This window comes from Geodermatophilus africanus, from assembly GCF_900107105.1.
In the GTDB taxonomy this organism is placed as follows: Bacteria; Actinomycetota; Actinomycetes; order Mycobacteriales; family Geodermatophilaceae; genus Geodermatophilus; species Geodermatophilus africanus.
In genome coordinates, this window is sequence record NZ_FNOT01000002.1 from 541,513 (window position 1) to 554,791 (window position 13,279).

10 protein-coding genes are annotated in these 13,279 nt (G+C 69.2%); 4 read left to right on the forward strand and 6 right to left on the reverse strand.

What is annotated here, in order from left to right; translation table 11 throughout:
• Positions 1-395: 395 nt before the first annotated feature.
• On the reverse strand, positions 396-1,106 hold the full coding sequence (locus BLW63_RS05270; protein WP_091152150.1) for a hypothetical protein: 711 nt from the start codon (positions 1,104-1,106) through the stop codon (positions 396-398).
• Positions 1,107-2,296: 1,190 nt separating this feature from the next.
• A complete protein-coding gene (locus BLW63_RS05275; protein WP_091152152.1) occupies positions 2,297-3,556 on the reverse strand; it encodes an IS256 family transposase in 1,260 nt (419 codons plus the stop codon).
• Positions 3,557-3,661: 105 nt separating this feature from the next.
• On the opposite strand from BLW63_RS05275, the gene BLW63_RS05280 reads away from it, so the two are divergent.
• Together BLW63_RS05280 and BLW63_RS05285 are read left to right on the forward strand one after the other, a co-directional pair.
• A complete protein-coding gene (locus tag BLW63_RS05280) occupies positions 3,662-4,507 on the forward strand; it encodes an SHOCT domain-containing protein (RefSeq protein WP_139263485.1) in 846 nt (281 codons plus the stop codon).
• 131 nt (positions 4,508-4,638) lie between these two features.
• Complete coding sequence (locus BLW63_RS05285) at positions 4,639-5,628, forward strand: IS481 family transposase (RefSeq protein WP_091152157.1); 990 nt, start codon at positions 4,639-4,641, stop codon at positions 5,626-5,628.
• A 141-nt stretch (positions 5,629-5,769) separates the two neighbouring features.
• Here BLW63_RS05285 and BLW63_RS05290 read toward each other — a convergent pair whose 3' ends face one another.
• Both BLW63_RS05290 and BLW63_RS05295 read right to left on the reverse strand, forming a co-directional pair.
• Positions 5,770-6,552, reverse strand: coding sequence for an SAM hydrolase/SAM-dependent halogenase family protein (locus BLW63_RS05290; protein WP_091152159.1), 783 nt, complete (start codon positions 6,550-6,552; stop codon positions 5,770-5,772).
• A 266-nt stretch (positions 6,553-6,818) separates the two neighbouring features.
• Entirely contained in the window at positions 6,819-7,634 is an 816-nt protein-coding gene (locus BLW63_RS05295; RefSeq protein ID WP_091152161.1) for an alpha/beta fold hydrolase, read from the reverse strand.
• A gap of 118 nt (positions 7,635-7,752) precedes the next feature.
• On the opposite strand from BLW63_RS05295, the gene BLW63_RS05300 reads away from it, so the two are divergent.
• Positions 7,753-8,670 (forward strand): LysR family transcriptional regulator, encoded by a 918-nt coding sequence (locus tag BLW63_RS05300; RefSeq protein WP_091152163.1) that lies wholly within the window; start codon positions 7,753-7,755, stop codon positions 8,668-8,670.
• Positions 8,671-9,023: 353 nt separating this feature from the next.
• Here the strand turns inward: BLW63_RS05300 and BLW63_RS05305 are convergent, their stop codons facing one another.
• On the reverse strand, positions 9,024-9,983 hold the full coding sequence (locus BLW63_RS05305; RefSeq protein WP_211517008.1) for an alpha/beta fold hydrolase: 960 nt from the start codon (positions 9,981-9,983) through the stop codon (positions 9,024-9,026).
• Positions 9,984-10,016: 33 nt separating this feature from the next.
• Between BLW63_RS05305 and BLW63_RS05310 the strand changes: the two genes are divergently transcribed.
• A complete protein-coding gene (locus tag BLW63_RS05310) occupies positions 10,017-10,994 on the forward strand; it encodes a helix-turn-helix transcriptional regulator (RefSeq protein ID WP_244522365.1) in 978 nt (325 codons plus the stop codon).
• Positions 10,995-11,609: 615 nt separating this feature from the next.
• On the opposite strand, the gene BLW63_RS05315 is transcribed toward BLW63_RS05310, so the two are convergent.
• On the reverse strand, positions 11,610-12,335 hold the full coding sequence (locus BLW63_RS05315) for a methyltransferase (RefSeq protein WP_211517009.1): 726 nt from the start codon (positions 12,333-12,335) through the stop codon (positions 11,610-11,612).
• Positions 12,336-13,279: the final 944 nt, after the last annotated feature.

The following is a 13,279-nucleotide window of genomic DNA, read 5'->3' on the forward strand; positions in this document are numbered from 1 at the left end:
AGGTCCTCGCGTGATCAGGCCGCAGCGGTTGCCGCGTTGCGGTGGTCCGGGAGGGCTTCGAGCGGGGTTCGGTGGCCCAGGGTGGAGTGCAGCCTGCGCCGGTTGTAGAAGACCTCGATGTATTCGGCGACGCCGAATCGGGTTCTGGCGTAGAGAGGCTGCGATCCGGTGCCGAATCTGGGTCGTCGCGTCGACAGAGCGACCGCCAGGTCGCTCTGACCTGGGCAGGAGTCGAATGTTCACCATGCAGGTGGAGGGCACAGTGGTTGCCCAGGAGGACCGACTCCGGCCTCTGGTGCCCATGACCCCAGATCAGGCTGAGCGAAGCCAACTTTGCACGGGCCCTGGGGGCCGGGTGCCCTGTCGCGGATGTACCGGTGGTCCGACGGCGCAACTCACGGTGTGTAGTTGCTGAACGGGCCTCCGACCCGGTCATAGGTGTTGCCGAGCTCGTCTTGGGTGATCCGCGCGGTGCCGTTGTCCGGGGTGAGGACGAGATTGGAGCCGAGCACCATGGTGCGGAACCGCCAGCCGGGCCGCGGCTGGAGGCTGTCGCCGAGGCCGGAGAGGCCGTCGTAGGTCTGGTTCGGGTCAACCATGAGGCTGGCGGACTTCATCACCCAGGAGTGGCCGTCCGCGTCGTCGAGGATGAACGCCGGGGAGCCGGCGTTGATCCCGAAGCTCGTGTCCCGACGACCGGTCATCGGCGTGTAGGGGACGCTCCCCTGCGCGCCCACCTCCTTGGGAACGTCCAGCCACATGACCCAGCGCGCTCTCAGCCCGTGGAAGTCACGCTCCGCGCCGGCCATCCCCTCCATCCAGTCCAGCGTCCACAGCCGCGGCCCGTTCCTGAATGCGCCGAGCACGCCGTACTCGTCTTTCAGGGCCTCGACGTCAAGTTGGTCGACGAGCTGCTGGGGGGAGCTGTCCCCGGTATCAGCGGGGTCGTTGAGCCCGGACGTGTTGTAGACCGCGGCGATCAGCTGCCCGCTGGCGGCGTCGGCGTCGATCAGAAAGATCTCGGTGTAGCGCCGGCCACGGACGCCGTCGGAACGCCTGAGCGTGGCACCGACGTCGTCGGGGGGCAGATTGGTGGCGAGGGTCATCGCGCGTCTCCTCTGTGCGGCCTGCTTCTGTGTCGTCGGTCTGCGGCTCGGTGGTCACGGGCATCTTGGAAAGTCGGGGCAGGCCCACTCCGCGGCGATCACTGCGGCGGGCCGCAGTCGAACGCCCGAGGCTGGGGCGTCGTGGCCTACGGCCCCCAGGACGAGGCGGCATGCGCGAGCTCGGCCTCTGAGGTGTTGGTGTCGTATAGCGCGCTCGGCTCCGTGTAGCGCGTTGAGCGCGACGCCCCCTCCACGGTCTGCGGAAGGTCGCAACCGACGCCGAGCACGCTGGGATGGTTGGCCTCGCGCCGCAGGTCGCGGCCTTACCAGCACGCTGCCGACGCCCGGATAGCGGCCATGGCGCTCTCGTCCCCACTGAATTGGCGGTAGAGATCAGCGGTAGAGGCATCGTGGTGCCGCCCACAACCCCGGCGCAATCCCCGGCCGGATCAGCCGTACGCCGTAACGGGGCGGCGGGCACCTTTAGCACGTGGCCGGGCGCGCCCGGTGCGTAGCGCGCCGATGTGCCATCCCTTCTGCCGCCTAGCCGCCGCGAACAGATCCCCTGTCCCAGTCACGAGGCGGACGAGGTTGGTAGGCCAGCTTCGAGAACCCCGCAGGCAACAGGCCACGGCGTCGACACCAACTCCGGCGCCCACTTCGCAGTGCTCGTGTTCCTCGGGAAGGGTGGGCCGAAGGCCCATCCCGCAGGGACGCACAGCGCCCTATCTGTGGAGGAGCCCCGGTCAATCGGGTCCATTCCTTGACCCCGTCCGGCGGTTTGGGATCGTGCCGGCCTGCAGCCGAGGTCAAGGTGGAGCGCCTCACCGGACGAACGACCTTGACCGCGGCGAGGACCGGCACACCATGACCGCGGCCGAGGGCAGGGTCAGCGTGGTGGGTCGATGCGCGGCTCCCGGTCCGGCGGCGCGCCGGTGATCGCAAGGTCGGGGATGCGGTGCGCGGGCGCCCAGCCTTGTCTCGGTGCGCGCAGCCCAGGGTCGGTGCGGCTGCGGCGACATGACGATGGCGAACCCCTCGAACGTGACTGGGGGTCAAGGGGTCGCAGGTTCAAATCCTGTCAGCCCGACAGCGGGAAACCGCAGCTCAGGGGTCGTTCCGGAGAGATCCGGAGCGGTCAAGTCCGCTGGCGTGGTGTTTGACGGCTACCGCGTGATCTTCATGTCTGGTCAGGCGCTGAGCGCCGGGATGGTCGGGGCGGTCACCTCCTCGGTGGCGGGTTGGTCAGCCGCGTTGGTGACAGAGCGGACGCGGCAGCGGGCGAGGACATCGACGCCGAGGTAGCGGCGGCCTTCGGTCCATTCATCGTGCTGCTCGGCCAGCACGGCGCCGACCAGCCGGATCAGGGCGTCGCGGTCGGGGAAGATGCCCACCACGTCGGTGCGCCGGCGGATCTCGCGGTTGAGCCGCTCGTTGGGGTTGTTGCTCCAAATCTGCCGCCACACCTCCTTCGGGAAGGCGGTGAAGGCCAGCAGATCGGCGCGCGCGGCCTCCAGGTGCTCGGCCACGCGGGGCAGCTTGTCGGTCAGGGCGTCGAGCACCCGGTCGAACTGGGCGTGCACCGAGGCGGCATCGGGTTGGTCGTAGACCGAGTGCAGCAGTGCGCGCACCCACGGCCAGGACGCCTTGGGGGTCACCGCCATCAGGTTCGCCGCGTAGTGGGTCCGACACCTCTGCCCGGCCGCACCGGGCACCGCCGCGCCGGCCGCGTCGACCAGCCCGCGGTGCGCATCGCTGGTGACCAGAGCCACCCCGGTGAGCCCGCGGGCGGTCAGATCGCGGAAGAACGCCAGCCAGCCGGCGCCGTCCTCGGCGGAGGTGACCTGCAGGCCCAGGATCTCCCGGTGCCCGTCGCCGTTGACCCCGGTGGCCACCAGGGCGTGCACGTTCACGACGCGGCCGCCCTCGCGGACCTTGAGCACCAGGGCGTCGGCGGCCACGAACGTGTAAGGCCCCTGGTCGAGGGGCCGGTGGCGGAACGCCGCGACCTGCTCGTCGAGGTCGCGCGCCATCTCGGACACCTGCGACCTGCTCAACCGGGTGATCCCCAGGGACTCCACCAGCTTCTCCATCCGCCGGGTCGAGACGCCCAGCAGATAGCAGGTCGCCACCACGGTGGTCAGCGCCCGCTCGGCGCGCCGACGGGGCTCGAGCAGCCAGTCGGGGAAGTACGAGCCGGCCCGCAGCTTCGGGATCGCCAGGTCCAGCGTGCCGGCGCGGGTATCGAACTCCCGAGGCCGGTAGCCGTTGCGGGTGTTGATCCGCTCGGCCGAGCGGACGCCGTACCCGGCGCCGCAGACCGCATCGGCCTCGGCGGACATGAGCGTGTTGATGAAGGTGGTGAGCATCTGCCGCAGCAGGTCCGGGCTGGCCTGGGCCAGCTGCTCGTCCAGAAAGCGGGCAGGGTCGATACTGCTGGGAGCGGTCATCGCGTCGAACTCCTGAAGGACTGTGAGAGGTCTCCAGAAGATCACGCGGTGGCCGCCTCGACGTTCAGGGCCCGCTGCTCAGCGGGGCCGTCGCACACCACTCTGATGGACGCCACTGGCCAGATCGAGGCGGCCGAGGCCGATGGACGCAAGGTCGCGATTAGGACGAGCCAAGGCCAGGCATTCTCGTTCGCGGTCGGCAAGGCCGAGGCCTCACGTGCGGTCGCCGCCATCACCCGTCTGTCCTCCGGCGCCCCTGACCCCAGTGTGGACGCAGGTCTGGACTCCGCTCGAGCGGCGAGCGATGCCAACGAGGCAGCCTGGGATGCCGTCCCCATCGCCGGGTCCGCCACCAAGAACAGGGTCAACAGGGCCACATGGAGGCTTCTCCGGGCGGCGGCCTACGACGGCGAGGTCCCACTGTTCATCATCACCGGGGACGACGGCACGGGAGTGCTGGCTGGGTTCACTGACCGTTGCATGATCATCAAGGCTGGCTTGGTGACGAGCGCCCTTGCGGGGTCCTTCGGCGGCTCGCGCCAGACGACCTTCCACTACTCGCAGATCACCGGGGTTGAGTACAACTCCGGCCTGATGCTGGGCGTCCTCGAGATTCTCACCGCCAGCTACAACGGAACGGCCAACAAGGACCCCTGGCGCGGCATCACCGCCGGTCGAAACAAGGACGCCAACAACCCAGAAGCGCTGTCGAACACGCTGCCGCTGGCCAAGGTCGGCTACCAGAACGCTCAAGGGCACATCAATGAATTGCGCCGTCTGGTCAGCACCTCGAAGCAGGTTCAGGTCACGGTTCAGTCACCGGCGTCTTCAGACGGTGGCGGCAACCTGGCCAGCGAGCTGAGCAAGCTGGCAGAGCTCAGACAGCAGGGTCTGCTGGATGATGTCGAGTTCGCTGAGGCCAAGAAGGCAGTGCTCGCTAAGTTCTCCTAGCTGTACTGACCGGAGACATTGGTTGTGCGATCCCGCTTGTGATCGGCGGTGAGCGACTGACTGGGTGAGGAGGACCTCCTGGCCGAGGGTGGAGCTACCACGGCAACCGCCCACCGGACCAGGAGGTCCTCGTGCTCCACGCTAATGCCGCCCTCACCCCGGCCCAGCGCCTCAAGCTCGCCCGGCTGATCGTCGAGGAGGGGTGGCCCACGGCCTGGGCGGCGAAGTTCTTCGCCGTCTCCTGGACGACCGCCGACCGGTGGGCCCGGCGATACCGCGCCGAGGGCAAGGCCGGGATGGTCGACCGCTGCAGCCGACCGCAGACCAGCCCGGCCAAGACCAATCCGGCCACCACCAAACGGATCGTGTCGCTGCGGCTGCGCAAGCGCTGGGGCGCGGTCCGGCTGGCCGTCGAAACCGGCGTGGCGCCCTCCACCGCCGGCGCGGTGCTGCGCCGCTGCGGCATCAGCCGGCTCTCCCGCCTCGAGCGCCGCGACCAGCACGTCGTGCGCTACGAACGCGCGGCACCCGGCGAGCTGCTGCACGCCGATGTGAAGAAGCTGGGCAACATCCCCGCCGGCGGCGGCTGGCGCTTTCTCGGCCGGGAACAGGGCGGAGCCAACCGCACCGCCGACGGCGGGCGGGCGCGCAGCCGGCACCACCATCCGCTGATCGGCCGAGGGTTCATCCACGTCGTCCTCGACGACCACAGCCGGGTGGCCTACGCCGAGATCTGCGAGGACGAGACCGGCCCCACCGCCGCCGCCGTCCTGCGCCGGGCGACCGCCTGGTTCGCCGCCCGCGGCGTCACCGCCCGCCGCGTGCTCACCGACAACGGCGGCTGCTACCGCAGCCGGGACTGGGCCGGCGCCTGCACCGAGCTGGGCATCACGCCCAAGCGGACCCGGCCCTACCGGCCGCAGACCAACGGCAAGGTCGAACGCTTCCACCGCACCATGACCGGCGAGTGGGCCTTCGCCCAGTTCTTCACCAGCGAAGCCGACCGCCGTGCGGCCTTTCCTGGTTGGCTACACGCCTACAACCACCATCGGCCCCACACCGGCATCGGCGGCCACCCACCCATCAGCCGCTTGACCAACCTCCCCGGTCAGTACACCTAGCGGACGCCGCTGTCAGCCGAGGGTCTACCCCGCTTCCCATAACCGGCTCCCTTCTGACTGTGTGCCGGCCGGGGAAAATGTGGGCCGCACGCCCATGCTGAGCGGGACGTGCGGCCGCTGGCATGCGCTGCGGCCGCAGGCTCACCCAACGACCTCGACGGGGGTACCTGCTGGCGGGTGACCGAACAGTGCGGCCGCGCTGTTCCCCCTCCGGAACAGCTCGAGGAACGCGATCGAACCCCCGGAGCGCCGTCGCCACCCCGAGCTTCCCGGCGCGAAGGACGTCTCGCCGACCGGCACCTCGAAGGCACCGTCGCTCACCACGGCGAAACCCCGCTGGTCGCCGACCGCGATCCCGACTCTGGCGCCGGGTTGGGCGGGCAGTTCGGTCCAGGTGGTCTTGAGGTTGCCGTACCCGTCCGTGTAGGCGACAACGCGCTCGGGGAACACAGGTACAGCCTCGTCCGGCAGCGGCGGACCCAACGGGCCAACGTCACCCCGGGCCAGCCGGGCTACGACGTCGGGGAACAGGTCCCGCGACCGGAACTGAGAGCCCGCCTCCGGCACCTCCAGCTCGCGCAGTTCCTCGGTCTCATCCCGGAGAAACGAGAATGTGTACCCCGCGTTCGGTGCCACGACCAGGGCGCCCGAGGCCAGCCGGGCCGCGACGAGCCGCTCTCCCGCATTGTCCCGCCGCGGGTTCTCCTCATCGTGTCGCGGGGCGATGTTCGCGTAGAGGACCATGTCCTGGGGGCCGTCGTTGAGCGCGAGCTGCCCGATGCAGAAGCCGGCGCCGAGCGTGTCGAACGGTCCCACCGACGTGACAACGACCGCTGCGTCGGGCAGAAGCATCCCCAGGCGCTGTCGTACCTCGGCGAACGCGAGGTCTCCGATTCCGTAGTCAGCGATCAAGTGCAGCAGCATCGTTGCAGTCTCGCGCCGCCCGGGTGGTCACGACCGCCTAGGGCCTTCCCTGTGGCGGGCCTGCTCGCGGAGCTCAGCACCCCGGTCCAGTCTCACAAGACGACCCTCTGCGGAACATCGGGCAGCCGAGATGCCGGCGAGGCTCGGGGTCGCCGCAGCGGGTTCCGCTTCTCGGACGGCCGGACGAGCTTGTGAAGCGAGCCCGTGTGTGCCCTCCTCCAGTCCCGACAGCGCCCGGCCGCGGTCGAGCAACTTGGCGAGCTTGCTTATGACGCTTCGGCCAGGAGTGGCGCGGCGAAGCTGCGGATTGCGTCGGCCAGAACGTCGTCGGGCACCCCATGCCAGGTGCCGGGCAGAGTCCGGTGGACGCCGGCCGGCAACGCGGCAGCCAGAGCGGCGGCCCAGCCGCCCAGTGGACCGCTGCCGGTGTCGCTGGACAGCACCTGCACCGGCACGCTGACCGCGGCCAGGACCTCGTGCGGCACGCTCCCGGCACGTGCAAGGCACATGTCGTACACCAGGGTGGGGGCGATCTCGTCCAGCGCCTCCAGCACGACCGGCGGCTGCTGGGCGATCATCTCGGCCGGCATGCCGATGCCCTGCTGGAAGGCCTCCACCGTCTCGCGGCGCCGCCCGGCGCGCACCAGGTTCGCCAGCCCCTCGATCTTCGCCGTGTCGGCGGCGTGGTCGCCCGTCAGGTCGATCGGCGGTTCGAACATCGACACCGCGCGGACTGGAGCCCCGGCCGCGACCGCGTGCAGCGCCAGCACCGCCCCGGAGGACAGGGTGTGGACCACCGCCTGCCGGGGGCCGGCCTCGTCAGTCGCGGCCGCGAGAACCGCGGTGAGGTCTTCGACCTCCCGCTCGAGCGCCCAGGGCGAGGTGTCGGCGCTCTCCCCCCGTCCCCGACGGTCGTAGGACACGACCGTGAACGACGCCGAGAGCAGCTGCGCCAGCCCCCGCGATGTGCCGAACGCCCGGTGCATCGCCGCCCCGTCGACCAGGACCAGCGCTGGACCCTCGCCCACGCGCTCGAACGCGATCCTCGTGCCGTCAGCCGACTCGACGAACTCGGTCCTCATGCCGTGTCCTTCCTCGCCGTAGCCGCCGATCGACGGCGCCCTACGTCTGATCCTCGGGCGGGCGGCCGGGTGTGATCAACGGCCGTCCGCTGATCGCAGCGAGTAGCGTCGCTACTTGATGTGGCGCGCCGTCGAGCTCCGCGAGCTGCGTGTCTTCCTCGTGCTCGCCGAGGAACTGCACTTCGGGCGTACCGCGGACCGGCTGGGCCTCACCCAGTCGCGAGTCAGTCAGAGCATCCGCGACCTCGAGCGCAAACTCGGCCTGCACTTGGCGGCCCGCACCAGCCGCCGCGTCGTCCTGACTGCGGACGGTGAGCGGTTCCGCAGGGATGCCGGTCGCGCCCTCGACGCCCTCGAGGACGTGCTCCGGGCGGCGCAGGACTCCGGCGAGCAGCTGAGCGAGCCGGTACGACTGGGCATCATGAGCCCTGCCCAGATCACTCCCGTCCTGCGCGAGCTGGTCGACGCGTTCATGGCCGCCCACCCGGGCAACGGCGTCGAGTTCGTCGGCCTGCCCTTCGCCGACCGATTCGCCCCGCTGCGAGGTGGGGACGTGCAGCTCGTCGTCACATCGCTGCCCATCGACCAGCCCGACCTCGCCACCGGGCCCGTCCTCTCCCGGCATCCCCGACTACTCGCCGCCGCCCGGACCCACCCGCTGGCCCGTGGGACCGACGTCTCGATCGAGGACCTCGCCGACCACCCCATCGGCGACCTCGCCATTGCGGCGCCACCCGAACTCGCCGACGAGATGACGCCCCGGCACACCCCGTCCGGCCGACCGATCCCCCGCGCCGGCCCCACGATCCGCCACCCGACCGAACTCCTACTCGCCGTCGCCAGCGGCGCCGTCGTCCAGCCAGTGCTGGCGCCATTCGCGGCGACCTTCCAACACCCAGACGTCGTCTATCTGCCCATCCGCGACTTGCCGCCCAGCCGCAGCGTCCTGGTCTGGCGCCGGCATGACCGCCACCCCGGGCTGCGTGAGTTCCTCCAGATCGCTCGCACTGCCCTACGTGGACGACCGGCCGGCTAGTCCAGCTACGTTCCGGTCAAGGATCCCCTGCGAGACAGCGTCGGCTGGTAGGCCCGGACCCCTTGGACGTCGCCGAAGCGGGTTCGGCTTGTGAGACGGCGAGCAGGCGTTCGCCTCAGGTCGAGCGTCGATGACACCGACGAGGACACGGCGCCTCTGAGCGACGAGGAGGTCACCGGTGCTTGGTCGGGCGGGGTCATGGCCATGCAACTGGAGCTCAACGGAGGCGCCCTTGGCGGCTGAACCGGCACGGCGGAGACGACGCGCAAAGGCGGCCAGCGATGATTGGAAGACCTCCGTCTCCAGTGGCGTCCACCAAGTTGGTGTGCGACGGCCCCCGTGACCAGCGGACATCACGCCTGGGTGGTGTCGTGTCGTTCCAGCCATTGCGTGATCGCCCGGTTGGTCTCTTCGGGCTTCTCCTGCTGGATCCAGTGACCACTGTCGAAGTGGATCTCTTCGACGTTGGGGACGAACTTTGCGAGGTTCTCGGCCTGGGCTACGGCGTCGCGATCGCCGTAAAGTATGAGGGCGGGCTGGTGGACGATCGGGTCGACATCGGCGAGCAGGTGCCAGTCGCGGTCTAAGTTCCGATACCAGTTGATGCCGCCGGTGAACCCTGACTTCTCGAAGGTGGAAACGTAGACGGCCAGGTCGCTGTCGCTCATCAGTGGCTCGCCGAGGGGTGTCTCCGCTCGGGCGAGATCGATCATCGCCATCCCCGGCTGCGGCTCCTTGGGGGGCTCGTTCTTCCGGTACAGGTTGCGAAGGAACTGGGCCGGGTTCTCATCGAACACGGCGTCGGCGACGCCTGGCTGCCGGTCGAAGTGGACGAAGTAATAGTCGCTGCCGAGCACTGCCTCCATGAACTCGAGCCAGGGCATCTCTCCACGGACGGGGTACGGCAGGCTCAGGCAGATCACCTTGTTCACGCGCTGCGGATGCAGCATGGTGAGACTCCACACGACCATCGCCCCCCAATCGTGGCCGATGAAGGTCGCGTCCTCGTAGCCGTAGTGGTCGAGGAGGGCGACGAGATCGCCGGCCAGGTGCTCGACGTCGTAGGCCGTGACCTCGGCCGGGCGGGAGGACTTGCCGTAGCCGCGCTGGTTGGGGGCGATGACGTGGTAGCCCGCGGCGACGAGGGCGGGCACCTGATGACGCCAGGTGAAGGCGAGATCCGGCCAGCCGTGGCAGAGCACGATGGGCCTCCCGGCGTTCTGCCGCCCTGCTTCGAAGACCTCCAGCTCCACGCCGTTAACGGCGATCAGGGTGGGTTCGGGGAAGTCGGTGGGGTTCGTCAGTGACTTCATGTCTCCAACCTAGGAACCTATACCGGTCACCTCATGACCGGTTTGTCTGGAGAAGTTGTCGACATGCGAACCGACCGACTGGTGGCCATCCTCCTCATGCTGCAACGGCGCGAGCAGGTTACGGCGACGGAGGTCGCCATGGAGCTCGAAGTCTCCGAGCGCACTGCTCGGCGCGACCTCGACGCCCTGGCCATGAGCGGCATCCCCGTGTACTCGATCCAGGGTCGAGGCGGCGGCTGGCGGCTCCTCGGCGGCGCCCGCACCGACCTGTCCGGACTGACCGCGAGCGAAGCCCGCGCCCTTTTCCTTGTCGCCGGGCCTGCCTCGGCGGCAACCCCGGCCGTGAAGACCGCCCTCCGCAAACTCGTCCGTGCCCTACCGGAACCCTTCCGGGCACAAGCCGAGGCCGCGGCATCCTCACTGATCCTGGACCCGCAGCGATGGGGATCGACTCGCATCGCGCAGCCACCTCCTCGCTTCCTCGACGACCTGCAGGACGCCGTGATCCGCGGCGTCCAGGTGCGACTCGGCTACGTCGACAGCACGGGCGCCGAGACCGACAGGACCGTCCACCCGCTGGGCATCGTCGCCAAAGGCCGGTCCTGGTATCTCATCGCCCACACCGGGACCGGCCGGCGAACCTTCCGGATCGACCGCGTCTCGTCCGCCGACCCGACCGACCAGCCCGTCCACCGTCCCAAGGACTTCGACCTCGCCGAGAGCTGGCGCGAGATCGCCGCCGAAGTCGACCGCAGGCGAACACCCATCGAGATCCACGCGAGCTGCGCACCCGACGGAATCAACCTGCTTCGAGTCGCCATGGGCGACAACCTCGAGATAGGAGGCACCACCAACGACGGACGCATCACCGTCGTGATCCGCGGTCCCAGCGAGTACGCGCTTGCCGGCCACCTCGCCGGACTCGTCGAATGGCTCGAGATCACCAGCCCCCAAGGCGTGCGAGACCACCTCGCCGCCATCGGCAACGCCCTCACCGAGAAATACCGCTGATCGACGCGGCAGCAACTTTTTGTGCGCGAGCGTCCGTAAGAGCACTCTTGTGTCGGCGCGGAAATCTTTTCTTGGCCCGTTTCAGCCAAGTCTGCGGAGTACTTCCGCAAGCACGAAGTCACCGCCGCAGCCGCGAAAGGTCGCCCTATTGCCGATGCTTGTGGCTTCGGCCACGACCACCACGGCCGGGAGAGCATCGTCAGCATCGGCGGCCGGCACACTTCCGGCGTACTCGCTACGGCCGATCGGTGTCCCGCAAGCGGATCCCCTGTGGGACGCCATCTCCGAGGCTGACGGGCACGCGCGCACGTCGCCGTAGCGGGTTCCCCTGACGGGACAGGCTGCGGGGCGTCGGTGGATCAACCGTGGAGCGATTGGCCCAAAGCGGCCCACTGAGGGACACCGATCACGAGGGTGCGCTGCTCAACTCAGCTCGTTGGCTCTCTCTGCCCACCATGGCCTGATGCCCGCCTTGCTCAGCGATTCTCGTGCTTGCGCTCAATGAGGGCCATGCGCTGCGGCGCGCAGAGACCCGGGGACATTGCCTGGCAGGGGACCCTGGGCCCCGGTCACAGCCCCGTTGCGCAGGCCGCCGCATCGCTGCGCCAGGAAGCGCTACTTGACCGCGACGACCATCGAGTTCGGGCCGGTCAGCTGCTCGACGCGTGCATCGCGGAAGCCTGCCTCCCGCATCCACCCCATGCACTCGCTGGGGGTGAAGTCAAAACCGCCCGGCGTCCCGAGGAGCATGGTGAGGCTCATCAGCAGGCCAACGGCGTTCGATGATCGGTCGTCGTCGATCATCGCCTCGTAGACGATGAGCGAGCCGCCGGCCGGCAAGGCGTCGTACGCCTTCGCGAGCAGTGACCGTTTTTCCTCCAGGTTCCAGTCGTGGAGGATGTGCCCCATCACCAGGACGTCCACGGTCGGCAGGGTGTCGGTGAAGAAGTCGCCGGGCACAAAGGTCAGCCGCTCATTCACCTGGTTCTGGTGGGCGTAGTCCTCGAAGACAGGCGCGAGGGCGGGCAGGTCGAAGCCGTATCCGGTCAGATGCGGATGAGCCAGGGCGATCTGGACGGCGGCGTCGCCTTGCGCGGTACCGACGTCGGCGAACGTCGCCACGTCGGCCCAGGGGAACCGCTTGGCGATCTCCAGGTTGACTGCGCGGCTGGTCCCGGTCATCCCGGCGGCGAACTGCTTCAGGCGCTCGGGGTCGGCACACAGTTGCTCGAAGAGCGGTGCGCCGCCGTGCTTGGTCTCGTTCTGCGGCTCGCCGGTGCGCAGCGCCTCGGTCAGGTGGCCCCAGAGGCCATACAGCCGCGCGTTGGCCATCTCCAGCATGCCGCCGATGTAGGCCGGCTTGCGCTTGTCGAGGAACGCGTCGGTGGCGGCTGTGTTGCGGTAGACCCCGTCGGTGCGGTGCAGGAAACCGAGGGCACCAGGGCGTCCAGGAAGTCCCGGGCCGACCGCCGGTGCAGCCCGAGCCGGGCACGTAACGTCTCCAGATCCTGCGGATGGTCTGCGAGGTGGGTGAACAGTTGCAACTCCACCGCGCTCAGCAGGGTCTTCGACGCCCAAACCCGATCCCGACCTGCAAGATCGACTCGGGGGAGACCTCGGTGACGTCGGCCGGGGTGGGCTGTGTACCCACCGCCGTCGAGTTCGTTGTCGCGCTCATGGGCACCCCTTCATCCTCGAAAGTCATGGTCGACGCGGCAAAGATGAATACCGCCACCCGGTGGCAGGGGACGTCAACGACCGTCGTTGGCTGGTCCCGCCTGGAGCTGACCGGCGGGAACCCAGGAACCGATGCGCGGAGCGGATCGGTCGACGTCCCTGATCGCCGTCCCGCTCGCGTCAGCGAGGTCCTGCCGGGCCATGCCTCCCAGCCTTCGACGAGGTGCGGCGACGCTCGGAGACGGCGACAGTCTCACAACCCTGGCGTCACCCCATCATCACCGCTGCATTGCTGGCCGACGGGCGACTGAGCTGCAGCAGGTGTCCCTAATGGGGCTGCCCTCAGGGACAGGTCGGAGGCCTCGCTCCGCCGTCACCGCACAGGGATCCCTCTTCGACACGGCCGTGGTCGGTCTCAAGTCGGCCAGGACCTGCGCCGCAGGCTGTTGCGGACGGCACGCAGATCTGCGGGGTCCGCTGGTACGCACGCGCTCGGCGCCTCGTCGGTCACCTTGGTCCGCACGGTCAGGGCATGCTGGCGCGATGGAGGCGGCGCTCGAGGTGAGGACAGGGGATGACCGGGAGGTGGCGCTGCTGGTCGCCGCGCA